Source organism: Variovorax sp. CF079 (assembly GCF_900101545.1).
Classification (GTDB): Bacteria; Pseudomonadota; Gammaproteobacteria; order Burkholderiales; family Burkholderiaceae_C; genus Variovorax.
Genome location: NZ_FMZU01000031.1, coordinates 25,366 through 47,234, shown reverse-complemented (window position 1 = coordinate 47,234; position 21,869 = coordinate 25,366). Strand labels below are relative to the sequence as shown.

Annotated in this window: 18 protein-coding genes and 1 pseudogene; 11 read left to right on the top strand and 8 right to left on the bottom strand. The window is 68.8% G+C overall.

Translation table 11 applies throughout. The features are described from left to right. Positions 1-4 precede the first annotated feature (4 nt). Together BLS74_RS30815 and BLS74_RS30810 are read right to left on the bottom strand one after the other, a co-directional pair. Entirely contained in the window at positions 5-823 is an 819-nt protein-coding gene (locus tag BLS74_RS30815) for a creatininase family protein (RefSeq protein WP_093111349.1), read from the bottom strand. A gap of 23 nt (positions 824-846) precedes the next feature. Then, positions 847-1,755 carry a LysR family transcriptional regulator gene (locus BLS74_RS30810; RefSeq protein ID WP_093111347.1) on the bottom strand — a complete coding sequence of 303 codons (909 nt, stop codon included), beginning with the start codon at positions 1,753-1,755 and terminating at the stop codon, positions 847-849. Positions 1,756-1,846: 91 nt separating this feature from the next. Here BLS74_RS30810 and BLS74_RS30805 point away from each other — a divergent pair, with 91 nt between their 5' ends. Continuing rightward, the gene (locus BLS74_RS30805; protein ID WP_093111345.1) at positions 1,847-2,857 is read left to right on the top strand and encodes a zinc-binding alcohol dehydrogenase family protein; all 1,011 of its coding nucleotides are present in this window, start codon (positions 1,847-1,849) and stop codon (positions 2,855-2,857) included. A 6-nt stretch (positions 2,858-2,863) separates the two neighbouring features. On the opposite strand, the gene BLS74_RS30800 is transcribed toward BLS74_RS30805, so the two are convergent. Continuing rightward, positions 2,864-4,201, bottom strand: a complete 1,338-nt coding sequence (locus tag BLS74_RS30800) for a PQQ-dependent sugar dehydrogenase (protein WP_093111343.1) — start codon at positions 4,199-4,201, stop codon at positions 2,864-2,866. A gap of 134 nt (positions 4,202-4,335) precedes the next feature. On the opposite strand from BLS74_RS30800, the gene BLS74_RS30795 reads away from it, so the two are divergent. The 4 genes from BLS74_RS30795 (at position 4,336) to BLS74_RS30780 (ending at position 8,571) form a co-directional block, all read left to right on the top strand. Next, positions 4,336-5,079: an alanyl-tRNA editing protein gene (locus BLS74_RS30795; RefSeq protein ID WP_093111341.1), complete on the top strand. Its 744-nt coding sequence runs from the start codon at positions 4,336-4,338 to the stop codon at positions 5,077-5,079. Between the two features lie 46 nt (positions 5,080-5,125). Further along, a complete protein-coding gene (locus BLS74_RS30790; protein ID WP_170855779.1) occupies positions 5,126-7,309 on the top strand; it encodes a protein-disulfide reductase DsbD family protein in 2,184 nt (727 codons plus the stop codon). A gap of 93 nt (positions 7,310-7,402) precedes the next feature. Further along, complete coding sequence (locus BLS74_RS30785) at positions 7,403-8,095, top strand: redoxin domain-containing protein (RefSeq protein WP_093111339.1); 693 nt, start codon at positions 7,403-7,405, stop codon at positions 8,093-8,095. A gap of 38 nt (positions 8,096-8,133) precedes the next feature. Continuing rightward, positions 8,134-8,571, top strand: coding sequence for a CoA-binding protein (locus BLS74_RS30780; protein ID WP_093111337.1), 438 nt, complete (start codon positions 8,134-8,136; stop codon positions 8,569-8,571). Between the two features lie 15 nt (positions 8,572-8,586). Here BLS74_RS30780 and BLS74_RS30775 read toward each other — a convergent pair whose 3' ends face one another. Both BLS74_RS30775 and BLS74_RS30770 read right to left on the bottom strand, forming a co-directional pair. Beyond that, positions 8,587-9,591: a Bug family tripartite tricarboxylate transporter substrate binding protein gene (locus BLS74_RS30775; protein ID WP_093111335.1), complete on the bottom strand. Its 1,005-nt coding sequence runs from the start codon at positions 9,589-9,591 to the stop codon at positions 8,587-8,589. A 35-nt stretch (positions 9,592-9,626) separates the two neighbouring features. Then, positions 9,627-10,721, bottom strand: coding sequence for a tartrate dehydrogenase (locus BLS74_RS30770; RefSeq protein WP_093111333.1), 1,095 nt, complete (start codon positions 10,719-10,721; stop codon positions 9,627-9,629). A gap of 107 nt (positions 10,722-10,828) precedes the next feature. Here BLS74_RS30770 and BLS74_RS30765 point away from each other — a divergent pair, with 107 nt between their 5' ends. The 3 genes from BLS74_RS30765 (at position 10,829) to BLS74_RS30755 (ending at position 15,351) form a co-directional block, all read left to right on the top strand. Next, the gene (locus BLS74_RS30765; RefSeq protein ID WP_093111331.1) at positions 10,829-11,755 is read left to right on the top strand and encodes a LysR family transcriptional regulator; all 927 of its coding nucleotides are present in this window, start codon (positions 10,829-10,831) and stop codon (positions 11,753-11,755) included. Positions 11,756-11,778: 23 nt separating this feature from the next. Beyond that, positions 11,779-12,882 (top strand): uroporphyrinogen decarboxylase, encoded by a 1,104-nt coding sequence (gene hemE, locus BLS74_RS30760; RefSeq protein WP_093111329.1) that lies wholly within the window; start codon positions 11,779-11,781, stop codon positions 12,880-12,882. 369 nt (positions 12,883-13,251) lie between these two features. Continuing rightward, positions 13,252-15,351 carry a primosomal protein N' gene (locus BLS74_RS30755; RefSeq protein ID WP_093111327.1) on the top strand — a complete coding sequence of 700 codons (2,100 nt, stop codon included), beginning with the start codon at positions 13,252-13,254 and terminating at the stop codon, positions 15,349-15,351. A gap of 7 nt (positions 15,352-15,358) precedes the next feature. Here the strand turns inward: BLS74_RS30755 and BLS74_RS30750 are convergent, their stop codons facing one another. The 3 genes and pseudogenes from BLS74_RS30750 to BLS74_RS30740 all read right to left on the bottom strand — a co-directional run bounded on the left by BLS74_RS30750 (position 15,359) and on the right by BLS74_RS30740 (position 18,052). Beyond that, positions 15,359-15,568: a hypothetical protein gene (locus BLS74_RS30750; RefSeq protein WP_093111325.1), complete on the bottom strand. Its 210-nt coding sequence runs from the start codon at positions 15,566-15,568 to the stop codon at positions 15,359-15,361. Between the two features lie 154 nt (positions 15,569-15,722). Beyond that, complete coding sequence (locus tag BLS74_RS30745; protein ID WP_093111323.1) at positions 15,723-16,742, bottom strand: AEC family transporter; 1,020 nt, start codon at positions 16,740-16,742, stop codon at positions 15,723-15,725. Positions 16,743-16,768: 26 nt separating this feature from the next. After that, positions 16,769-18,052, bottom strand: a pseudogene (locus tag BLS74_RS30740) (phospholipase D-like domain-containing protein). 109 nt (positions 18,053-18,161) lie between these two features. Between BLS74_RS30740 and BLS74_RS30735 the strand changes: the two are divergent. From BLS74_RS30735 to BLS74_RS30725, 3 genes are read left to right on the top strand one after another with little or no spacing between them, the layout of a single operon-like run. Continuing rightward, complete coding sequence (locus BLS74_RS30735) at positions 18,162-20,261, top strand: ATP-dependent helicase (protein ID WP_093111321.1); 2,100 nt, start codon at positions 18,162-18,164, stop codon at positions 20,259-20,261. Next, entirely contained in the window at positions 20,258-20,689 is a 432-nt protein-coding gene (locus BLS74_RS30730) for a hypothetical protein (protein WP_093111319.1), read from the top strand. Before BLS74_RS30735 ends, BLS74_RS30730 begins: the two co-directional genes overlap by 4 nt. Continuing rightward, positions 20,686-21,846 carry a phospholipase A gene (locus BLS74_RS30725; RefSeq protein ID WP_093111317.1) on the top strand — a complete coding sequence of 387 codons (1,161 nt, stop codon included), beginning with the start codon at positions 20,686-20,688 and terminating at the stop codon, positions 21,844-21,846. The genes BLS74_RS30730 and BLS74_RS30725 overlap by 4 nt, the downstream gene beginning before the upstream one ends. The last annotated feature ends 23 nt before the right edge of the window (positions 21,847-21,869 follow it).

The following is a 21,869-nucleotide window of genomic DNA, read 5'->3' as shown; positions in this document are numbered from 1 at the left end:
CTGTTCAGCCCAACGGCCCGGTGTGCGCGGTCGACAGCGGCAGGCGCGACGCCTCGGCCAGCAGTGCCGCGAGCTGGCGCGCCGCGGCGTCGATCACCGCGCGGCCTTTCTCTGCGGTCGCCGCGGCGGCGTTGCCGGCGGCACCTGCGGGGTTGTAGTCCTCCATGGCCCAGCCCAGCCTGGCGCTCCTGCCGTTGCCGAGCACCGGGTAATCGGCCGCGCGCTGGCGCGAGCTGGAGCCGAAATCGCGCGCCGCCTGCATCGCCACCTGGCCCGGCGCCAGGGCCAGCATCATCGAGGTCTCGATCTCGCCGGCGTGCACGCCGAAACGGTGTTCGTCGGCGCTGAACTGCGCGCCCGCATCGCCCAGCGGCAGGTTGAACCAGCTCGCGCTGTAGACGATGAGACCGTGCGCCGCACGCAGCTCGCGCGCGACGATGTCCATCGCGCCGGTGTGTCCGCCGTGCGCATTGAAAAGCACCAGCTTCCTGACGCCCGCACGCGCGACGCCGGCGCCGATCTCGTTCCAGAGCCGGATCAGCGTCTCAGCCGACAGGGTGAGCGTGCCCGCAAAGCGCGCGTGCTCGGGGCTCAGGCCGATCTGCTGGGTCGGCAGGAACAGCACCGGCAGCTCGGCCGGCAGCAGCGGCAGCGCGGCGGCGACGATGCCGTCGACCAGGGTCGAGTCCACGCCCAGCGGCAGATGCGGGCCGTGCTGCTCGGTCGCGCCCAGGGGCAGCACCGCGACGGTCGCGGCCGGATCGAGCGCGGCGAAATCGCGTGTCGTGAGTTGGGACCAGAAGCGGCTGGCAAGGGCAGTCATGAGGCAATCTTAGTGGTGCGAGCTTAGTGGCGCGAGGGCAGCGCCGCGAACTTGGCCGCCAGGAAATCGATGAGCGAACGCACCCGCGCCGGCACGAAGCGGCCGCTGGGCAGCAGGGCGTGCAGCGGATAGGGCTCGGTGTCCCAGTCGGGCAGAAGCCGCACCAGCGCACCCGAGGCCTCGTCCTGCTGCACGTCGAGCGCCGACTTGAGCGTGATGCCGCGGCCCGCGAGCGCCCACTGGCGCGCGAGCGAGGCGTCGTCGACGATGCGGTCGCCGTCGACGCGCACCTCGGTCCACTGGCCGTTGCGCGCAAAGCGCCAGACACGCTGGCGCCGGCCGCTGCGATGGAAGGTCAGGCAGTTGTGCTGCAGCAGGTCCTGCGGCACCTGCGGCGCTGGGTGCCGGCGAAGGTAGGCGGGCGAAGCGCACGGCACTGGACGCGAATCAGCCAGCTTGCGCGCAACCAGCCGCGAATCCGCCAGCGCGCCGTAGCGCAGCGCCACGTCGACCTCGTCGCGCGTGACGTCGAGCGGCCGGTCGCCGACCGAGAGCGCGAGCTGCAGGCCCGGGTGCGCATCGAGGAAGTCGTCGAACCAGGGCAAAAGCGCACTGCGCGTGAGGTCCGAAGGCGCGGCGACGCGCACCGTGCCGACCAGCGCGCCGCGATCGGCCGCCACCAGCGACTCGCCTTCGGCCAGCAGCTCGAAGGCGCGGCTGGCGTAGTCGAGCAGCGTCTGGCCTTGCGGCGTGAGCCGCATCGCGCGGGTCGAGCGCTCGAACAGGCGTGCGCCGAGCTGTGCCTCGAGCCGCTTCAAGGTCGCACTGGCCGCCGCGGGCGTGATGCCCAGCGCGCGCGCCGCCGCCGTGAGGGTGCCGCCGCGCGCCGTGTGCACCAGCACGTGGAGGTCCGCGATATTTTCAATTTTCATTTGAAACTGATGCGCTTTGCGGGCAGCTTATCAAAGCCGGCCGCGATGCCTACATTCGACCGCATCGATTCCATTCCTCCAAGGACACACCATGAAAGCCGTCGGCTACCGCCAATCCCTTCCCATCGACGATCCCGCCTCGCTCGAGGACCTCAGCCTGCCCGAGCCCACGCCCGGCGCGCGCGACCTGCTGGTGCGGGTGAAGGCGATTTCCGTGAACCCGGTCGACACCAAGGTGCGCAAGGGCGCGCGGCCGGGGGCGGCCGAGACGAAGGTGCTGGGCTGGGACGCGGCCGGCACGGTCGAGGCCGTCGGTGCGGCGGTCCAAGGCTTCAAGCCGGGCGACCGCGTGTACTACGCAGGCTCGATCACCCGGCCCGGCACCAACAGCGAACTGCATGTGGTGGACGAACGCATCGCCGCGCTCGCGCCGAAGAGCCTGGACGACGCGCAGGCCGCAGCCCTGCCGCTGACCACGATCACCGCCTACGAGCTGCTGTTCGACCGGCTCCGGGTGCCGAAGAGCGGCGGCGCCGGGCAGACGCTCCTGATCGTCGGCGGCGCCGGCGGCGTCGGCTCGATCCTCATCCAGCTGGCGCGCCAGCTCACGCAGCTGCGCATCATCGCGACCGCCTCGCGCGCCGAAACGCGCGCCTGGTGCCTGGCGCTGGGCGCACACGCGGTGATCGACCACTCGAAGCCGCTCGCCGGCGAACTCAAGGCTGACGGCATCGGCGAAGTCGACATGGTCGCCAGCCTGACGCAGACCGGGCAGCACTACGCGCAGATCGTCGAAAGCCTGAAGCCCCAGGGCCAGCTCGCGGTGATCGACGACATGGCGGTGTTCGATGCCATGCCGCTCAAGGGCAAGGCGATCTCGCTGCACTGGGAGTCGATGTTCACGCGCTCGAAGTTCGAGACCCCCGACGTCGCGCGCCAGGGCGAGCTGCTGGCCGAAGTCGCCGCGCTGGTCGATGCGGGCCGCATCCGCACCACGGCCAACGAAAGCTTCGGCACGATCAATGCGGCGAACCTGCGCCGCGCCCATGCGCTGATCGAGAGCGGCAAGGCGCAGGGCAAGGTGGTGCTGCAGGGCTTCTAGAGGCAGCTACTTCGCTCGCGCGACGCGCCAGACGGCGTTGCCCACATCGTCGGCCACCAGCAGCGCGCCGCTCTTGTCGAGCGCCACGCCGACCGGACGGCCCTGCGCCTTCTCGTCGGCGCTCAGGAAGCCGGTGACGAAATCGACCGGCGGCCCACTGGGCCGGCCGCCGCTGAAGGGCACGAACACCACCTTGTAGCCCGACAGCGGCCTGCGGTTCCACGAGCCGTGCTCGCCGACGAACACGCCGTTGGCGAACTCGGGCGGCATGTCACGCGGGTTGGAGAAGGCCAAGCCCAGCGCTGCGACGTGCGAGCCCAGCGCATAGTCGGGCACCACGGCCTTGGCCACCATCTCGGGCCGGGGCGGCGTCACCCGCACATCGACATGGCGGCCGTAATAACTCCAGGGCCAGCCGTAGAAGGCGCCATCCTTCACCGAGGTCAGGTAGTCGGGCACCAGGTCGCTGCCGATCTCGTCGCGCTCGTTCACCACCGTCCACAGCACATTGGTCTCCGGTTCCCAGGCCATGCCGTTGGGATTGCGCAGACCCGTGGCGAACAACCGCTTCTCGCCGCTCTTCACGTCGACCTCCCAGATCGCGGCCCGGCCCTCTTCGGCCGCCAGGCTGTTCTCGCCGATGTTGCTGTTGGAGCCGACCGTTACGTAGAGCTTGGTGCCCTCGCGGTTGGCGATCACGTTCTTGGTCCAGTGGTGGTTGATGCCGGCCGGCAGATCGGTCACCTTGGTCGGGGCGGCCGTGATCGAGGTCTGACCCTCGGTGTAGGGCACCTTGACCAGCGCGTCGGCGTTGGCGATTAAGAGCTCGTTGCCGACCAGCGCGACCCCGAAAGGAGACACCAGGTTCTGCATGAACACCTGGCGCACCTCCGCCGCGCCGTCGCCGTCGGCATCGCGCAGCAGGGTGATGCGGTTGGCGCTCGGCACTTGGGCACCGGCGCGCTTCATGATCTGACCCATCACCGCGACCCTGATCATGTCCATCAGGCCGCCGCCGTTCGCGCCTTCCGGCTTCGGCGGCTTGTTGCTCTCGACCACCAGCACGTCGCCGTTGGGCAGCGGGTAGACCCAGCGCGGATGGTCCAGCCCGCGGGCCAGCGCCGTCACGGTGAAGCCGCTGGGCACACTCGGGCCGGCGGTGTCGGTCCAGCCGGTGGCCGGGGCGATGTTGACGGTCGGGATCAGCGTCTTGTTGGGCGCGGGCAGTTGCGGCGTGGGGCCGATGCCGGCTTCGGGCGGCAGCTTGGCCGTTTCCCCGCAAGCCGCGAGCAGCATGACGGCGGCCAGCAGCGCAGCGGCCGAAGAAAGCTTGGAATGCTTCATGGGTCGGATGTCCTTCAGGCGACTACAGGCCATGCAGCCACGAATCATCCGGATCGCGCAAGCTCCCGCTGTCGGTTGTGGGCGCTTTCTGGCGTGGGTGCACCCCGGCGCGGTGGCGCCGCTACCATCGGGCGATGACCGACGACCTGTTCCGCTCCGACGCCTACCTGCGCGAATGCCGGGCCCGCGTCGTGCGCGCCGACGAAGCTGGCATCGTGCTCGACCGCACGGTGTTCTATCCGCAGGGCGGCGGCCAGGCCGGCGACAGCGGCCACCTGCTGGTGGCCGACGGGCGCGAAGTGGCGATCGCCGACACACGCAAGGGCAAAGACGCCGAGGGCCGGGCGACCGACGAGATCGTCCATCTGCCGGCGCCCGGCCAGTCCGAACTGCTGGGCACGCTGAAGCCGGACGATGCCGTGACGGCCCGCATCGACTGGGAGCGCCGCCACAAGCTCATGCGCTTCCACACCGCGACCCACCTGCTGTGCCACCTGGTGCCGCAGCCGGTCAACGGCTGCTCGATCACCCCCGAGTACGCGCGGCTGGACTTCCACATGACCGATCCGCTGGACAAGGAAGCGCTCACGACCGGCCTGGCGCGCCTGGTCGCTGCCGGCCATCCGCTGGCCGTGAGCGCCATCACCGATGCCGAGCTCGACGCCAATCCCGCGCTGGTCAAGAGCATGAGCGTGCAGCCGCCGCGCGGCACGGGCACGGTCCGCACCATCCGGATCGGGGATGCCGAACAGATCGATTTCCAACCCTGCGGCGGCACCCACGTGGCGAACACACGCGAGATCGGCCAGGTCATCGTGACCAAGATCGAAAAGAAGAGCGCCACCACCCGCAGGGTGGTGCTGGGGTGGGCCGCATGAGGGCCACCCGGAACTTCGCCCCGCGCGGGCGCTCCGACTGACCGGCATGGCATTTCTCCCCTCCCTTCGTCTTGCGGCCTTCCTGGCCGCCACTCTCGCAGCCTGCCTGCCGGCTGCGGGCCAGCTGGCTTCCACCAAGGTCGGACCCGTCGTCACCACGCCCCATGTGCGGGCGGAACTGATCGCCCATGCGCCGCAGGGCGTCGTCGCCGGCGCGCCGGTCTGGGTCGGCCTGCAGATCACGCACCAGCCCGAGTGGCACACCTACTGGAAGAACGCCGGCGACTCCGGCCTGCCGACCGAGCTCGCCTGGTCGCTGCCGGCCGGCATCTCCAACGGCGACATCGCGTGGCCGGTGCCGAAGAAGATCCCGATCGGCACCCTGGCCAACTACGGCTACGAAGGCACGGTGCTGCTGCCGGTGCCGCTGACCGTGGCGTCCGACTTCAAGCCCGCCGCAAGCCTCGCCGGCGCCAACGGGCTCGACATCAAACTCAAGGCCTCCTGGCTGGTTTGCCGCAAGGAATGCATTCCAGAAGACGGCGAGTTCCTGCTCAAGCTGCCGCTGCAGGGCTCGACCGCACTGCACAAGAGCGCCTTCGACGCCGCTCTGGCCGCCCAGCCGGCCGCGCTCGCGAAGCCGGGCACGATCGCCATCGAGGGCGACAAGCTGCAGGTCCGCCTCGAAGGCCTGCCGGCGGCGGCGCGCGGCAAGACCCTGGAGTTCTTCCCCGAGACCGGCGAGGTGATCCACACGGCGGCCGTGCAGGGCAAGGACTGGACGCAGGCCTGGCAGGGCGACGCCTGGACCGCCACCGTGCCGCTCTCCGATCAGCGCAGCGCCAGCCCGACGACGATGCCGGTGGTGGTCGTCCTGGCCGAGGCCGATCGGCAAGCCGGCCAGCCCATTGCCTGGCGCGCCGAAGCGCCGGTTGCCGGCACCTGGCCGGCCACGGCCCCGCGGGCGGAGGTCTCGCCGGCTTTGCAGGCCGCGCTCGAAGCGAACACCGCGGCGCCCCTGCCGCAACCGGCAGGCAGCTTTGTCGCCGCGCTGCTGGGCGCGCTGCTCGGCGGCCTGCTGCTCAACCTGATGCCTTGCGTGTTCCCGGTGCTCGCGATCAAGGTGCTGGGCTTCACGCGCCAGGCCGAAGACCACAGCGGCCACCGGATGGCCGCCGTCGCCTACACGGCCGGCGTGATGCTGTCCTTCCTGGCGCTGGGCGGCGCGATGCTCGCGCTGCGCGCGGCCGGCGCCGAACTGGGCTGGGGCTTCCAACTCCAGTCACCGGCGGTGGTGGCCGTGCTGGCCGCGCTTTTCACGCTGATCGGGCTCAACCTCGCGGGCGTCTACGAGTTCCGCATGCTGGCGCCGGCTTCGCTGTGCGGCGCCCAGGCCCGGCACCCGGTGGTCAACGACTTCCTGTCGGGCGTGCTCGCGGTGGTGATCGCCTCGCCTTGCTCGGCGCCTTTCATGGGCGCCTCGCTGGGCTTCGCGATCGGGCTGCCGGCCACGCAGGCCCTGCTGATGTTCGCGGTGCTCGGCTTCGGCCTCGCCCTGCCCTACCTGGCGGCGGGCTTCGTGCCGGCGGTGGCGCGCTTGCTGCCGCGACCCGGACCGTGGATGAACACGCTGCGCCGGCTGCTCGCTTTTCCGATGTTCGCCACGGTCGCCTGGCTGGTCTGGGTGCTGGGCCAGCAAAGCGGTATCGACGGCGCGGGCGCGCTGCTCGGCCTCCTGGTGTGCCTGGCGGCGATCGTCTGGGCGTTCACGCTGCGCGGGCGCACGCGCATCGTGGTGGCCAGCCTGCTGATCGCGGCCACCGCGGTGCTGGCGGGCGCCATCGGCGGCAACGTGATGCGCAGCGCGGCGCCGGCCGTGGCCGCGACCGGCGACCGCTGGCAGCCCTGGTCTGCGACGCGCGTGAGCGAACTCGCGGCCGCCGGCCGGCCGGTATTCATCGACTTCACGGCCGCCTGGTGCGTGACCTGCCAGTACAACAAGCGCAGCACGTTGGCCGATGCGGCGCTCCTGGCCGAGTTCGATGCCAGGCAGGTCGCCATGCTGCGCGCCGACTGGACGCGCCGCGATCCGGCGATCACCGCCGCGCTGACCGCGCTGGGGCGCAGCGGCGTGCCGGTCTACGTGCTGCAGGCGCCGGGCAAGGCGCCCTTGGTGCTGACCGAAATCCTTAGCAAAGAAGAGGTACGCTCGGCCTTGGCGACGCTTTGACCCCGAGTCTCTACGGGTTGTCACAAGCAGGTGAGAAAACCGCTCTAAGCTGTGGCGGTTGTTGAATATATTGATTGGGAGTTCAAGCTGACCATGCCTTCATCGTCATCCTCCGACTCGCGTTCCTACCGTGCCGCGCGCAATGCCCGCGCGGCCCTGAGCCGGGCCTCGCGCCGCGCCGTGGTGGCCGCCGCGGTGGCGCTCGGCGCCACTTTCCTCATGGGCACCCACGCCATGGCCGCGCCGGCCGTGGGCCAGAAGGCGCCCGATTTCGTCGCCGTCGACACCAGCGGCAAGCAGCACCGGCTGTCGGATTTCGCCGGCAAGTTCGTGGTGCTCGAATGGACAAATCCGGGCTGCCCGTTCGTGCGCAAGCACTACGGCAGCGGCAACATGCCTGCCACCCAGAAGGCGGCCACCGACAAGGGCGTGGTCTGGCTGTCGGTCAACTCGACCGAGCGCGCCGCCAGCGACTACCTGAAACCGGCCGCACTCGATGCCTGGATGAAGGAGCAGTCGGCCGCGCCCACGGCCGTGCTGATGGACGAAGACGGCGTGATCGGCCGCGCCTACGCCGCGCGCACCACGCCGCATCTCTTCATCATCGATCCCAAGGGTGTGCTGGTGTACGCGGGCGGCATCGACAGCATTGCGTCGGCGCGCGCCGAGGACGTCAAGAGCGCCACCAACTACGTGAACCAGGCGCTCGGCGAAGCCTTCGGCGGCAAGCCGATCAGCGCGGCGGCCACCAAGCCCTACGGCTGCTCGATCAAGTACAAGGCCTGAGCACGGTACGGTTGCGCGCCGCGCCGCAAAATGGCGCGATGAAAGACGCAACCCCACCCACCGACATCGGAGCGCTGCTCGCGCGCACGCGCACCATCGCCGTCGTCGGCCTCTCGCCGAGCCCGCATCGCACCAGCTACGGCGTCTCGCAATACATGAAGGCGCGCGGCTTCCGGATCGTGCCGGTCAATCCGAACACCCGCGAGGTCTTCGGCGAGAAGGCCTATCCGACGCTGAGAGAGGCCGCGAAGCACGAGAAGATCGACCTGGTGAACGTGTTTCGCCAGGCCGAAGACGTGCCGCCGGTGATGGACGAAGCCATCGCCATCGGCGCACCGGCGCTCTGGATGCAGCTCGGCATCATCAATCAGGCAGCAGCGGCCAAGGGCCGCGCGGCCGGGCTGAAAGTGGTGCAGGACCACTGCATCATGGTCGAGCATTCGCGGCTCACCAGGGGCGCAACGCCCTGGCGCTAAGGGCCTGCTCAGGCCCTAATCGATCGCGACCTTTCCTTCTTTCACCAGCTTCGCGAACTTCGCCGTCTCCTCGCGGATCCGGCCTGCCATCTCCTGCGAGCTGCCGCCCAGCGGCTCCGCGCCGATGGCCTGCATGCGCTCGGCGAAGTCCGGCGACTGGATGATCTTCACCATCTCCGCGTTGAGGCGCGCCACCACCTCCTTCGGCGTAGCCGCCGGCGCCAGCACGCCGAACCAGGTGCCGATGTCGAAGCCCTTGAGTCCGGCCTCCTCGAGGGTGGGCACCTCCGGCAGCACCGACGAGCGCTTCGCCGTGGTCACGGCCAGCGCGCGCAGCTTGCCGCTCTTGATGTGCTGCAGCACCGGCGTGATAGTGTCGAAGGACATCGCCACCTGGCCGCCGAGCAGGTCGGTGGTGAGCGGGCCGCTGCCCTTGTAGGGCACGTGCAGCAGTTCGGCGCCGGTGCTGGCCTGGAACTGCGTGCCGATCAGGTGCTGCGCGGTGCCGTTGCCGTTGGAGCCGTAGGCCAGCTTGTCCTTCGCGGACTTGGCGAGCGCCACCAGTTCGGCGACGTTTTTGGCCGGCGTGTTGGCGGCGTTGACCACCAGCACGTTGGGCACCATGGCCACGACGGTGATGGGCGCCAAGTCTTTCTGGAAATCGTAGGGCAGCTTCTTGTAGACGCTGGTCGCGATGGTGTGGTGCACCGCGCCCATCAGCAGCGTGTAGCCATCGGGCTTGGCCTTGGCCACGAAGTCGGCGCCCAGCGTCGCACCGGCGCCGGGCTTGCTCTCGACCACCACGGGCTGGCCGAGGCTTTGCGAGAGCCGGTCGGCCAGCGCGCGGGCCAGCACGTCGGTGGTGCCGCCCGAGGGGAAGGGCACGATCAGACTGATGGGCTTGGCGGGCCAGGGCTGCTGCGCAAAAGCCTGCGTGGACCCTAGCGTGGAGGCCAGGCCGAATGCGAGGGCGCCGGCTTGCACGAAGCGACGGCGGCGGGGCTCGAAGAGGAAGTTCATGCTGTCTCCATGTCGTTGTGTTCGGCGGCGCTCTCTCAGGCCGCGCGGCGCTGCGCCTGCGCGGCGGCGATGTGGCCGCAGACGGCGCGGGTCACGTCGTCGGTCGTCGCGCTGCCGCCGAGATCGCGGGTATGGAGCGCAGGGTTGGCGGTCACATGCTCCACCGCCTCCATCAGGCGCGCGGCGGTCGCGGCCTCGCCCAGGTGTTCGAGCAGCATCACGACCGACCAGAAGGTGCCGACCGGATTGGCCAGGCCCTTGCCCATGATGTCGAAGGCGGAGCCGTGGATCGGCTCGAACATCGAGGGGTAGCGGCGCTCGGGATCGATGTTGCCGGTGGGCGCGATGCCCAGGCTGCCGGCCAGCGCGGCCGCCAGGTCGCTCAGGATGTCGGCATGCAGGTTGGTGGCGACGATGGTGTCGAGCGTGGTGGGGCGGTTGACCATGCGCGCGGTGGCGGCGTCGACCAGTTCCTTGTCCCAGGTGACATCGGGAAACTCCTTTGCGATCTGCACCGCGATCTCGTCCCACATCACCATCGCATGGCGCTGCGCGTTCGACTTGGTGACCACGGTCAGCAGCTTGCGCGGGCGCGATTGGGCGAGCCGGAAGGCGAAGCGCATGATGCGCTCGACGCCGGCGCGGGTCATCATGCTGACGTCGGTCGCGGCCTCGATCGGATGGCCCTGGTGCACGCGGCCGCCGACGCCGGCGTACTCGCCCTCGGAGTTCTCGCGCACGATCACCCAGTTCAACTGCTCGGGCGTGCAGCGCTTGAGCGGCCCGTCGATGCCCGGCAGGATGCGCGTCGGCCGCACGTTGGCGTACTGGTCGAAGCCCTGGCAGATCTTCAGGCGCAGGCCCCACAGCGTGACGTGGTCGGGGATGTGCGGGTCGCCGGCAGAGCCGAACAGGATGGCGTCCTTGTCGCGAAGTGCGGCCAAGCCGTCGTCCGGCATCATCACGCCGTGCTGGCGGAACCAGTCGCCGCCCCAGCCGAAATCCTCGAACTCGAAGTTCAGCTGGCCGCCCGAGGCGGCGGCCAGCGCTTCCATCACCTGACGGCCGGCCGGGATCACTTCCTTGCCGATGCCGTCGCCGGGAATGGTGGCGATGCGGTATGTCTTCATGAGTCAGCCCCTGTTGAAAAAGATGGGCTGACTGTAGGAGCCGGACAGCTCTACGATGCGGGCCTGGATTCAAGCCATCGTTAACCTGCGTTCAACAATCGATACCCATGACCAGCGGCATCCAACCGGCCGAGCTCGGCTTCTTCTCGGCGCTGGCGAGCGCCCCCAGCCTGAGCGCGGCCGGCCGCGACCTGGGGATCAGCACGGCCGCCGTCAGCAAGCGGCTGGCGCAGATGGAAGGCCGCCTGGGCGTGACGCTGGTCAACCGCACCACGCGCCGCATGAGCCTCACGCCCGAGGGCGAGGTGCTGCTCGAACGCGCACGCAGCATCCTCGACGAGATCGCCGACCTGGACGAACTGCTGAGCCAGTCGAAAGGCAGCCCCAAGGGCCTGCTGCGCGTGAACGCGACCCTGGGCTTCGGGCGCACGCATGTGGCGCCGGTGATCTCGCGCTTCGTGCGCAGCCATCCGGAGGTCGACGTGCAGCTGCAGCTGTCGGTGAATCCGCCGCCCTTCAGCGACGATGCCTTCGACGTCTGCATCCGCTTCGGCGAGCCGCCGGACGCACGCGTCATCGCGCGGCGCATCGCGGCCAACCAGCGCCTGCTCTGCGCCTCGCCCGTCTACCTGGCGCGCTGCGGCCAGCCGAAAGTGCCGCGCGACCTGATGCGTCACAACTGCATCGGCATCCGGCAGGGCGACGAGGCCTACGGCCTGTGGCGCCTGAGCACCGGCCGCGGCGCGCGCCAGCGCACCGAGGCCATCAAGACGCGCGGCAGCCTCACGACCAACGACGGCGAGATCGCGGTCAGGTGGGCGCTCGACGGGCATGGCATCGTGATGCGCGCGGAATGGGACATCAACCGCTACCTGCGCAGCGGCCGCCTGGTGCAGGTGCTGCCCCAGTACCGCACGCCCGGGGCCGACATCTACGCGGTCTATCCACAGCGCTACCAGCTGTCGACGCGCGTGCGCGCCTTCGTCGACTTCCTCGCACAGGCATTGGGGCAGGCCGGGCGCGCCGCCGAATGAGCCTGCCCTGCGACAATCGCAGGATGCCTTTCGCGCCACTTCAGAACGACACTTTCCTGCGCGCCTGCTGGCGCCAGGCCACCGATCACACCCCCGTCTGGCTGATGCGCCAGGCCGGGCGCTACCTGCCCGAATACGTGGCGACGCGGGCCCGCGCCGGCAGCTTCATGGGCTTGGCCACCAACGTGGACTACGCCACCGAGGTCACGCTGCAGCCGCTCGAGCGCTATCCGCTCGATGCCGCGATCCTGTTCTCCGACATCCTCACGGTGCCCGATGCGATGGGCCTGGGCCTCTCTTTCGAGGCCGGCGAAGGGCCGCGTTTCGCACGGCCGGTGCGCGACGAAGCCGCGATCGGCGCGCTCGCAGTGCCCGACATGGCCAAGCTGCGCTACGTGTTCGACGCGGTCGCATCGATCCGCCGCGCACTCAATGGCCGGGTGCCGCTGATCGGCTTCTCGGGCAGCCCCTGGACGCTGGCCTGCTACATGGTCGAGGGGGCAGGATCGAGCGACTATCGGCAGGTCAAGACCCTGCTCTACAGCCGCCCCGATCTCATGCACCGCCTGCTCGCGGTGAATGCCGATGCCGTGGCCGCGTATCTCAACGCGCAGATCGACGCCGGCGCGCAGGCCGTGATGGTGTTCGACAGCTGGGGCGGCGTGCTGGCCGACGGCGCCTTCCAGGATTTCAGCCTGGCCTACACCGCGCGCGTGCTCGCGCAGCTGAAGCGCGAAGGTGCCGACGGCCTGCCGGTGCCGCGCATCGTCTTCACCAAGGGCGGCGGACTCTGGCTCGAAGACATGCGCGCGCTCGACTGCGAGGTGCTGGGCCTGGACTGGACCGTCAACCTCGGCCACGCACGCGCACTCGTGGGCGAAGGTGCAGGGGCCAAGGCGCTGCAGGGCAACATCGATCCCAACGTGCTGTTCGCCGCGCCCGCGCAGATCGAGGCCGAGGTGGCGAAGGTGCTGCAGAGCTTCGGACGGCCGCACACCGATCGCGCTTCGACCGGGCCGACCCACATCTTCAACCTGGGCCACGGCATCAGCCAGTTCACGCCGCCCGATCACGTTGCGGCGCTGGTCGCTGCGGTGCATGCGCAATCGCGCGCGCTGCGTGTCTGAAGCGACTGTTATAGGTTGTAAGTACCTAAGAACGACCGATTCGCATTTGTCAAGTCGAAAGGGTGAGGACCGACTGACTTATGCACAAAACACTTGCTGCGCTGCGCAAAAATATCTTTGGACCGCAAATCCCTGCTCCTAAAGCGATAGCGTCGCTAAGTCATTGATTTATATGGACTTTGAACTTTGCTTTTTTTGCGGGCATTCCAGCCGAAGCCTTGATTTTCAAGGGCTGGCGGCGAGTCGGGCCCGGATATCAACAAAGTTATCCACACAAACTCTGGATGGCTTCCAAAGCGCAGGCAAATCAACGACTTAAGCCGCATTGCTACAACTTGCTTTAACCAACGGCCGTAACAGGACCACGCCTTGAACTGGCGCATCGACGTCGCGGTCCAGACTCCTGCGCACAGCGCATTAGGGGATGTACTGAGCTACGCCAGCGCCGAAACGCCGGCCATCGGGTCCTTGCTGCGGGTGCCGCTGGGTCGTCGCGAGGTGCTGGGCGTGGCATGGGCGGTCCATGCGCTCGAGGACGGCGCGGCGCCCGCCATGGAACTCAAGCCCGTCGCCGCCGTGCTCGATGGGTTGCCGCCGCTGAACGATGCCTGGCGCGACCTGGTGGCCTTTGCCGCCCGCTACTACCAGCGCTCGCTCGGCGAGATTGCGCTGGCCGCGCTGCCGCCCCAGCTGCGCGACCTGAGCGCGGTGCAGCTGGCGCGGCGGCTCAAGCGCCAAGCCGTGCCGGCGCACTCCCCTGCCACCGGCGCGGCGCCCGACGGCCTGGCACTGTCTGCCGAGCAAGCCGACGCACTGGCCCGCTTCGATGCCGAGACCGGCCCCTTCCTGCTGTTCGGCAGCACCGGCAGCGGCAAGACCGAGATCTACCTGCAGGCCGTGGCGGCGCTGCTGGCGCGCGAGCCCTCCGCGCAAGCGCTGGTGATGGTGCCCGAGATCAACCTCACGCCGCAGCTCGAAGCACGCTTCAAGGAGCGCTTCGGCGACGGCACCGTGGTCTCGTTGCACAGCGGCATGACGAATCCGCAGCGCCTGGCCAGCTGGCTCGCGGCGCACAACGGCGCAGCGCGCATCGTGCTCGGCACGCGCATGGCAGTGTTCGCGTCGATGCCGGCGCTGAAGTTGATCGTGGTCGACGAGGAGCACGACCCCAGCTACAAGCAGCAGGAAGGCGCGCGCTACTCGGCGCGCGACCTGGCGGTGTGGCGCGGCCAGCGCGAAGGCGCGAAGGTGATGCTCGGCTCGGCCACGCCCTCGCTCGAAAGCTGGCACCAGAGCCGGCCGGCCGCGGGCGAGGATGCCGGCGGGCGCTATCTGCGGCTGGCCATGCCCTCGCGCATCGGCGCCGTGGCGCTGCCCGCCGTTCGGCTGGTCGACATGAACCTGCAGCCGCCCAGGACCGTGCTTTCGGGCGCGCTGCTCGATGCCATCGGCCAGCGCATCGCGCGCGGCGAGCAAAGCATGGTGTTCCTCAATCGGCGCGGCTATGCGCCGGTGCTGGCCTGCGGCGACTGCGGCTGGAAGAGCGAATGCCCGCACTGCAGCGCCTACCGCGTGTTCCACAAGATCGACCGCACGCTGCGCTGCCACCACTGCGGCTTCACCGAGCGCGTGCCGCGCGCCTGCCCGGCCTGCGGCAACCCCGACATCGCGCCGGTGGGCCGCGGCACGGAACGCCTCGAGGAGCACCTGGGCGAGCTGTTCGCGAGCGTGAAGCGGCCCGATGGCAGCGCGGTGCGCATCGCGCGCATCGACGCCGACAGCACGCGCCGCCAAGGCGCGCTCGAATCGCAGCTCGCCGCCGTGCATGCGGGCGAGGTCGACGTGCTGGTGGGCACGCAAATGATCGCCAAGGGCCACGACTTCCGGCGCATCACGCTGGTGGCCGCGGTCAATCCCGACGGCGCGCTCTTCTCGAGTGATTTCCGCGCGCCGGAACGGCTGTTCAGCCTGCTGATGCAGTCGGCGGGACGCGCGGGCCGCGACGCCGCCTATCTTTCAGCGCAGGGCGCGACCGCCGAGATGTGGATCCAGACCCACCATCCGCAGCATGCGCTGTTCGCGGCGCTGCGCCGGCACGACTACCCGGCTTTCGCCCAGCGCGAACTCGAAGAGCGCGCCGCTGCCGGCATGCCGCCCTACGCCTTCCAGGCGTTGCTGCGGGCCGACGCCCGGACGCAGGAGGCGGCACAGGCTTTTCTGAATGCCGCCAGCGAGGCGGCCGATGCGCTGGAAGGGGCCGAGCGCGTGACCCGCTACCCGGCCGTGCCGCTGGCGATCCAGCGCGTGGCGAATGTGGAGCGGGCGCAGATGCTGGTCGAAAGCGCGTCGCGCGCGGCGCTTCAGCGCCTGCTGGCGGCCTGGCAGCCGCTGTTGCACGAACTGCGACGGCAGCCCGAGGGCAAGGGCGTGATCCGCTGGCTGGTCGACGTGGACCCGCACAGCATCTGAGTGCGGCTCAGGGCAGGCCCACGGGCTGCTTGCCCATCTCGATATAGCGCAGTTCCGACCGGCGCCGCCGGTGCGAATGACCCGGCCATGCGAACAGCAAAAGGCTCGCTGCGCCCGTCGCGAGCGCACTACCGATGCCCAGCGCACCCACGAGCCAAAGCCAACTGACGGTAGCGAGCCACGCCACCCAAAGCACCCAGCGCGTCAAAGTCGTCATGCCGTTCCCCCGGTATCTGGCGCCACTTTAGCAGCGCGAATGCAAACCTAAGCATTAGTCAAAAGCAATAGTTCACACTATCCACCGAGGAGTGACGGCGTCTTGTAGGAAATATTCTGAAACAGAGATTGCCGACGGCAATGGACTTCCGAAGTTAGCCCCGACTAGCCATCCATCTCACCGCCAGGGGAAAGCTGAAGAAGGCTGCCACGGTGGTCCACAGAATGACGCGCGCAATGCGCCCGTTGTCGGCGCCGAAGCGCTCGGCCAGCATCGACACGTTGCTTGCGCTCGGCAGCGCGGCCACCAGAACGATCGCCATCAGCGCCGGTTGGCCGAGCGGCAGGCCCAGCGCGATCGCGCCTCGCGCGAGGCCATAGACCAGCAAGGGATGCAGCAGCAGCTTGATCGCCGCGACGCAGAGCACGTCGGCAAGCGGCGCCTTTCGCAGCGGCTGCGAGGCGCTGCCCATCGCGGCGGCGACGAGCGCGCTCGCCCGGTGCTCGCGCGCCAGCAGCGACGAGCGCGCCAGCACCGCGCCGATGGTGAACAGCGCCACCGGCGAGGCGGCATCGGCCAGCATCGCGATCGTGCGTTCGACCGGCGCCGGGAGCCCAAGGCGCGTGGCCGATGCCAGCCCGCCGAGCACGATGGCCCATGGCATCGGGTTCTGCACGATGCCGCGCAAGGCCTGTCGGGCTGCCTTGGCCGCATCGTGCTCGTCGGCGCCGGCCAGGCGCGACAGCGTGATGCACAGCGAAGAGGTCACGACCAGATCGAAAGCGATCGTGATGATCATCGGAGACGCCGCCCGCGTGCCGAGGATCGCGACCAGCAGTGGCACGCCCATGAAGCCCGTGTTCGGAAACGCCGCCACCAGCGCACCGAAGGCCGCATCGTTCCAACCGATGCGCTGCCTGCGCGCCAGGGCCACCGTGGCTGCAACCACGATCAACGCGCTCGCCCCCCACACCAGCGCCACGCCGGCATCGAGCAGCTGCGCGATCGGCGCTGCAGCGCCGAAGCGAAACAGCATGCACGGCAGCGCGAAATAGAGCACGAAGGCATTGAGCCCCGGAATTGCCGCGAGCGGCAGCGCACCGGTGCGAGCCGCTGCGTAGCCGGCCGCGATCAAGGCGAAGAAGGGGATGGTGACGAAGAGGATCTGCAGCACGCGGGCGATTGTCGTTGCCGCGGTACTCAGAGCTGCGGCCCCAGCAGCGCGGCCAGGTGCTCCATCAACTTCTCGCGCCATGGCCGGTCCTGCCACTGGGCGAAGCCCACCGCCTTGCTCTTCGCGAGATCGTCCTCGAACACCGCCACCTGCGCCCGGGCGAAGGCCTCGTCGTAGATATTGAGGTTCGCCTCGTCGTTGAGGCGCAAGGAACGGTTGTCGAAGTTGGTCGAGCCGACAGACACCAACAGGTCGTCGACCACCATCACCTTGCAGTGGTACATGGTCGGCTGGTATTCGCTCATCTGCACGCCGGCTTCGAGCAGCGGACCCCATCCGGCGCGCGACGCGCGGCGCACGGTCTGCGCGTCCATGATCGGGCCGGGCGTCATGATGCGCACGCGCACGCCGCGCTTCACCGCGGCGATGAGGGCATCGCGCGCGAGATCGTCGGGCACGAAGTAGGCGCTCGAGAGATCGATGGTCCTGGTGGCCGCCGCGATCGACAGCAGGTACATCAGGTGCATGCTCTCGCTGCCGCCCGAGGGCGAGCTGCTGAACATCTGGGCCGCACCGCCGCCGCGCAGCGCAATGGCCGGGAAGTAGCGCTCGCCGTGCAGCACCTCGCCCGATACCTTGATCCAGTTGTCCATGAAAACGGCCTGCATCTGCGCGACCACCGGCCCTTCCACCTTGTAGTGCGAGTCGCGCCAATGGTCGGGGTCCTGCGCGTTGCCGGTCCACTCGGGCGCGATGCCCACGCCGCCGGTGAAGCCCACCACGCCGTCGACCACCAGCAGCTTGCGGTGCGTGCGGTTGTTGAAACGCGCGATGTCGTACCAGCTCGGCTTGTGGAACCTGCGGATCTCCACGCCTGCTTCTTCCATCGATTGCAGAATCTTCTCCTCGATCTTCTGGCTGCCTACCCAGTCGAGCAGCACACGCACCTTGATGCCGGCGCGGGCGCGTTCCGACAGCGCATCGGCAAAGGCGCGGCCGATGTCGCCGGACCAGTAGATGTAGGTCTCGAAGGTGACGCTCTTCTTCGCGCCGCGGATGGCCGCGAGCATCGGCGGAAAGATCCGGTCGCCGTTGATCAGCGCCTCGAACCGGTTGCCCTCCGTGACCGGCGGCCCGAGCAGGACGCCCATCGCACGGCGGAACTGCGCATCGTGCAGGCTCTACTCGCGCTCGATGTGCTGCTCGATCTTCTTTTCGCCGGGCAGGAAGTTCAGCACGACCAGCGCTGCCGCCACCGTGGCGAGCGCGGACCAGAAGGCGATGGTGAGCGGATGTCTTGTTTTCTTCATGCGGCGGCGCCGATCACAAATGCGAACGGGTTTAACACCGCCATACATCTGAGGTCGTCCGACGGCGCCCCGTATCATTGCCCGCTTTGCGCCCCCTTCCCCTCGCCTCATGTCCTCCGGTCTCAACCTCGCGCAACAAGAAGCCGTCAACTACATGCACGGTCCCTGCCTCGTGCTCGCGGGTGCGGGTTCGGGCAAGACGCGCGTCATCACGCACAAGATCGCGCGCCTGATCCAGGCGGGGCTGGAGCCCAAGCGCATCGCGGCCATCACCTTCACCAACAAGGCAGCAGCCGAGATGCGCGAGCGCGCCAAGGGGCTGATCGGACGCGACGCGAAGCATGTGGTGGTGTGCACCTTCCACGCGCTGGGCGTGCGCATGATGCGCGAAGACGGCGCCGTGCTGGGCCTGAAGCCGGCCTTCAGCATCCTCGACAGCGACGACGTGACGAAGATCCTGAAGGACGCCGGCGGCACCACCGACGCCGCGACCGCGCGCATCTGGCAGTGGACCATCAGCAAGTGGAAGAACATGGGGCTCAATGCCGCCCAGGCCGAGGCCCAGGCTGCCGACGACAACGAGCGCATCACGGCGCGCATCATGGGGCGCTACGAAGAGCGGCTCGCTGCCTACCAGAGCGTGGATTTCGATGACCTCATCGGCATGCCGCTCAAGCTTCTGCAGCAGCATGACGAGGTGCGCGCCAAGTGGCAGGCCGCGCTCGGCCACGTGCTGGTCGACGAATACCAGGACACCAACGCCACGCAGTACGAGGTGCTGAAGGCGCTGGTAGGAGAGCGCGGGCGCTTCACCGCGGTGGGCGACGACGACCAGTCGATCTACGGCTGGCGCGGCGCGACGCTCGACAACCTGAAGAAGCTGCCGATCGACTACCCGAATCTCAAGGTCATCAAGCTCGAGCAGAACTACCGCAGCACCAGCGCGATCCTGCGCGCGGCCAACAACGTGATCGGACCGAACCCCAAGCTCTTTCCAAAGACGCTGTTCAGCGAACTCGGCGAGGGCGAGCCGGTGCGCGTGGTCGATGCCGACAGCGAGGCGCACGAGGCCGAACGCACGGTGGCGCGCATCCAGAGCCTGCGCGGCGGCGACGCCACCACGCAAGGCCAGCAGTACAAGGAGTTCCGCGATTTCGCGATCCTCTACCGCGCCAACCACCAGGCCCGGGTGTTCGAGCAGGCCTTGCGCAAAGCGCAGATCCCCTACAAGGTTTCGGGCGGCCAGAGCTTCTTCGACCGCGCCGAGATCAAGGACCTGTGCGGCTGGTTCCGGCTCTGGGTCAACAACGACGACGACCCGGCCTTCCTGCGCGCCGTGACCACGCCCAAGCGCGGCATCGGCCACACCACGCTGGCCAGCCTGGGCACCTTCGCGAGCCAGTACAAGCTGAGCCTGTTCGAGGCCCTGTTCTCGCCCTCGCTGCCGAGCGTGATGCCGAAGCGCGCGCAGGAAGGCCTGCACGAGTTCGGCCGCTACATCAACGACCTCGAATACCGCGCGCGCCGCACCATGGGCGCCGAGGACGCGCGCAGCTTCCTGGCCGACTGGCTGAAAGAGATCGACTACGAGAAGCACCTCTACGACGGCGAGGACAGCGAACAGGCCGCGGCCAGCCGCTGGACCAATGTGCTCGAGTTCTGCGACTGGATGTCGCAGCGCTGCGGCGGGCAGATCGACGATGCCTCCGGAGCGACGGTCGAGAGCGAACGCAAGAGCCTGCTCGAAGTCGCGCAGACCATCTCGCTGCTCTCCACCATCAGCGAACGGGAGAAGGACCAGAACGTGGTCACGCTCTCCACGCTGCATGCGGCCAAGGGCCTCGAATGGCCGCACGTGATGCTGATCGGCGTGACCGAGGGGCTCTTGCCCTTCAAGCTCGACGACGACGGCGGCCGGCAGGAGAAGGTCAGCGAGGACACGCTGCAGCGCCTGCAGGAAGAGCGCCGCCTGATGTACGTGGGCATCACGCGCGCGCAGCGCAGCCTGGCGGTGAGCTGGACCAAGCGACGCAAGCAGGGCCGCGAGATGGTGCCGGCGCAGCCGAGCCGCTTCATCGCCGAGATGGCGCTCGACAAGAAGACCATCAAGGAAGACCCGCGCGAGAAACTCAAGGCACTGCGCGCCGAATTCGCGCGCAAGGTCCAGGACAACGCTGCCGCAGCGGCGGCCGCCGCGGCAGCCCCATGAAGTGCCACGCGCTGCTCACTGCTTTGTGCATTGCCGCCGGCAGCGCCGGAGCCCAGCCGGCATGCCCCGCCAGCGGCCGCGACCTGCCGGTCGAGGCGCTCTATGGCCAATGGGAGGCACGCTTCGAAGGCGTGCCGGGCATCGCGCGGCTGCAACTCGCCAAGCATCCTGAATACGCCGGCGTGCGCGGCACCATCACGCGTGACGGCGGCGCGGCAAGCCCCTCGGTCGCGCAGCTCGCGGGCGACATCGACGACGAGGGCCAACTCAACATCGACGAATCGATGGACGGCCGCGCGATCAGCGGCGTCTGGCTCGGCGAGCTGCAGGCCGGATCCTGCGGCAAGGAGTTCAAAGGAACCTGGCGAAACGCCGCCGACGACAGCACACGTCCTTTTGTACTAACCAAGACGGGCAGTTGGCAATGATGAACACACGCACCACCACTTTCGCGGCGCTCTTTGCCGGCCTCGGCATCGCAGGCGCGCACGCGCAACCTGCAGAGAGACCGCAGAGCCCTCTGGCCGAAGCGCAGCTGACCTGGCAGCAGTGCCAGCGCCTCGCCGACAGTAAGGAGGCGCGGCTGGCCTGCTTCGACCGCTGGGCCCAGCAGCAGACCTTGCCCGCGGCCTCGGTACCGGCGGCGCCGCCCGTGCTCGCCAACACGCAGCCGCCCGCGCCGGTGGACGCCGCCGTGCCCGCCACGCGCGTGGTCTCCGTCGCCACCGAAGAAGGCTGCCGCGACCGCCAGTACTCCGCGCTCTCGCGTTTCTGGGAACTCGAGAATGGCACCGACTGCGGCACCTTCAGCTTCCGCGCCTACCGGCCGCTCAACGTGTCCGCCTCGGCGGCCAAGGACAAGCCGCAGACGCCGACCTCGCCCTCTGCCGGCCACAACGGCAGCGACATCGCCTACCAGGCCAACGAGATGCGCATCGGGCTTTCGGTGCGCACCAAGCTGATCCAGGGCATGTTGACGCTGAACGATCCGGTCAAGAAGGATTCGCTGTGGTTCGGCTACAGCCAGCAGTCCACCTGGCAGCTCTTCAACGGCGCGATCTCGCGGCCCTTCCGCACCACCGACCACGAGCCGGAACTGATGTATGTCTATCCCACCGACGTGCAGCTGGCGGGCGGCTGGCGCTGGCGCTATGCGGGCCTCGGCCTGGTGCACCAGTCGAACGGACAGAGCCTGCCTTATTCGCGCAGCTGGAACCGCGTCTACCTGATGGGCGGCATGGAGCTGGACGACCGCTTCACCCTCACCGGCCGCGTGTGGCAGCGCCTGCATGAGGATGCTGCGAAGGACGACAACCCCGACATCTCCAACTACATCGGCCGCGCCGAGCTCACGGGCCGCTGGAATCTGAACCCCTACAACACGCTCGGGCTGACGGTGCGCAACAACCTGCGCGAGAGCGGGCGCGGTTCGATGCGGCTCGAATGGCTCAAGGACCTCGGCAACTCGAGCAGGAGCAACCTGCGCTTCCACACGCAGCTGTTTCACGGCTATGGCGACACGCTGGTCGACTACAACCGCAAGCGCACCGTGCTGAGCATCGGCCTGAGCCTGGTCGATTTCTAGGGACATCGCGGCGTCTGGCCGAT

Coding starts and splice junctions, on each gene's coding strand:
- BLS74_RS30810 (WP_093111347.1), bottom strand. CDS start 1,755: ATGAAAATTGAAAATATCGCGGACCTCCACGTGCTGGTGCACACGGCG.
- BLS74_RS30785 (WP_093111339.1), top strand. CDS start 7,403: ATGCCTTCATCGTCATCCTCCGACTCGCGTTCCTACCGTGCCGCGCGC.
- BLS74_RS30765 (WP_093111331.1), top strand. CDS start 10,829: ATGACCAGCGGCATCCAACCGGCCGAGCTCGGCTTCTTCTCGGCGCTG.
- BLS74_RS30805 (WP_093111345.1), top strand. CDS start 1,847: ATGAAAGCCGTCGGCTACCGCCAATCCCTTCCCATCGACGATCCCGCC.
- BLS74_RS30780 (WP_093111337.1), top strand. CDS start 8,134: ATGAAAGACGCAACCCCACCCACCGACATCGGAGCGCTGCTCGCGCGC.
- hemE (WP_093111329.1), top strand. CDS start 11,779: ATGCCTTTCGCGCCACTTCAGAACGACACTTTCCTGCGCGCCTGCTGG.
- BLS74_RS30815 (WP_093111349.1), bottom strand. CDS start 823: ATGACTGCCCTTGCCAGCCGCTTCTGGTCCCAACTCACGACACGCGAT.
- BLS74_RS30800 (WP_093111343.1), bottom strand. CDS start 4,201: ATGAAGCATTCCAAGCTTTCTTCGGCCGCTGCGCTGCTGGCCGCCGTC.
- BLS74_RS30725 (WP_093111317.1), top strand. CDS start 20,686: ATGATGAACACACGCACCACCACTTTCGCGGCGCTCTTTGCCGGCCTC.
- BLS74_RS30795 (WP_093111341.1), top strand. CDS start 4,336: ATGACCGACGACCTGTTCCGCTCCGACGCCTACCTGCGCGAATGCCGG.
- BLS74_RS30775 (WP_093111335.1), bottom strand. CDS start 9,591: ATGAACTTCCTCTTCGAGCCCCGCCGCCGTCGCTTCGTGCAAGCCGGC.
- BLS74_RS30750 (WP_093111325.1), bottom strand. CDS start 15,568: ATGACGACTTTGACGCGCTGGGTGCTTTGGGTGGCGTGGCTCGCTACC.
- BLS74_RS30790 (WP_170855779.1), top strand. CDS start 5,126: ATGGCATTTCTCCCCTCCCTTCGTCTTGCGGCCTTCCTGGCCGCCACT.
- BLS74_RS30735 (WP_093111321.1), top strand. CDS start 18,162: ATGTCCTCCGGTCTCAACCTCGCGCAACAAGAAGCCGTCAACTACATG.
- BLS74_RS30770 (WP_093111333.1), bottom strand. CDS start 10,721: ATGAAGACATACCGCATCGCCACCATTCCCGGCGACGGCATCGGCAAG.
- BLS74_RS30730 (WP_093111319.1), top strand. CDS start 20,258: ATGAAGTGCCACGCGCTGCTCACTGCTTTGTGCATTGCCGCCGGCAGC.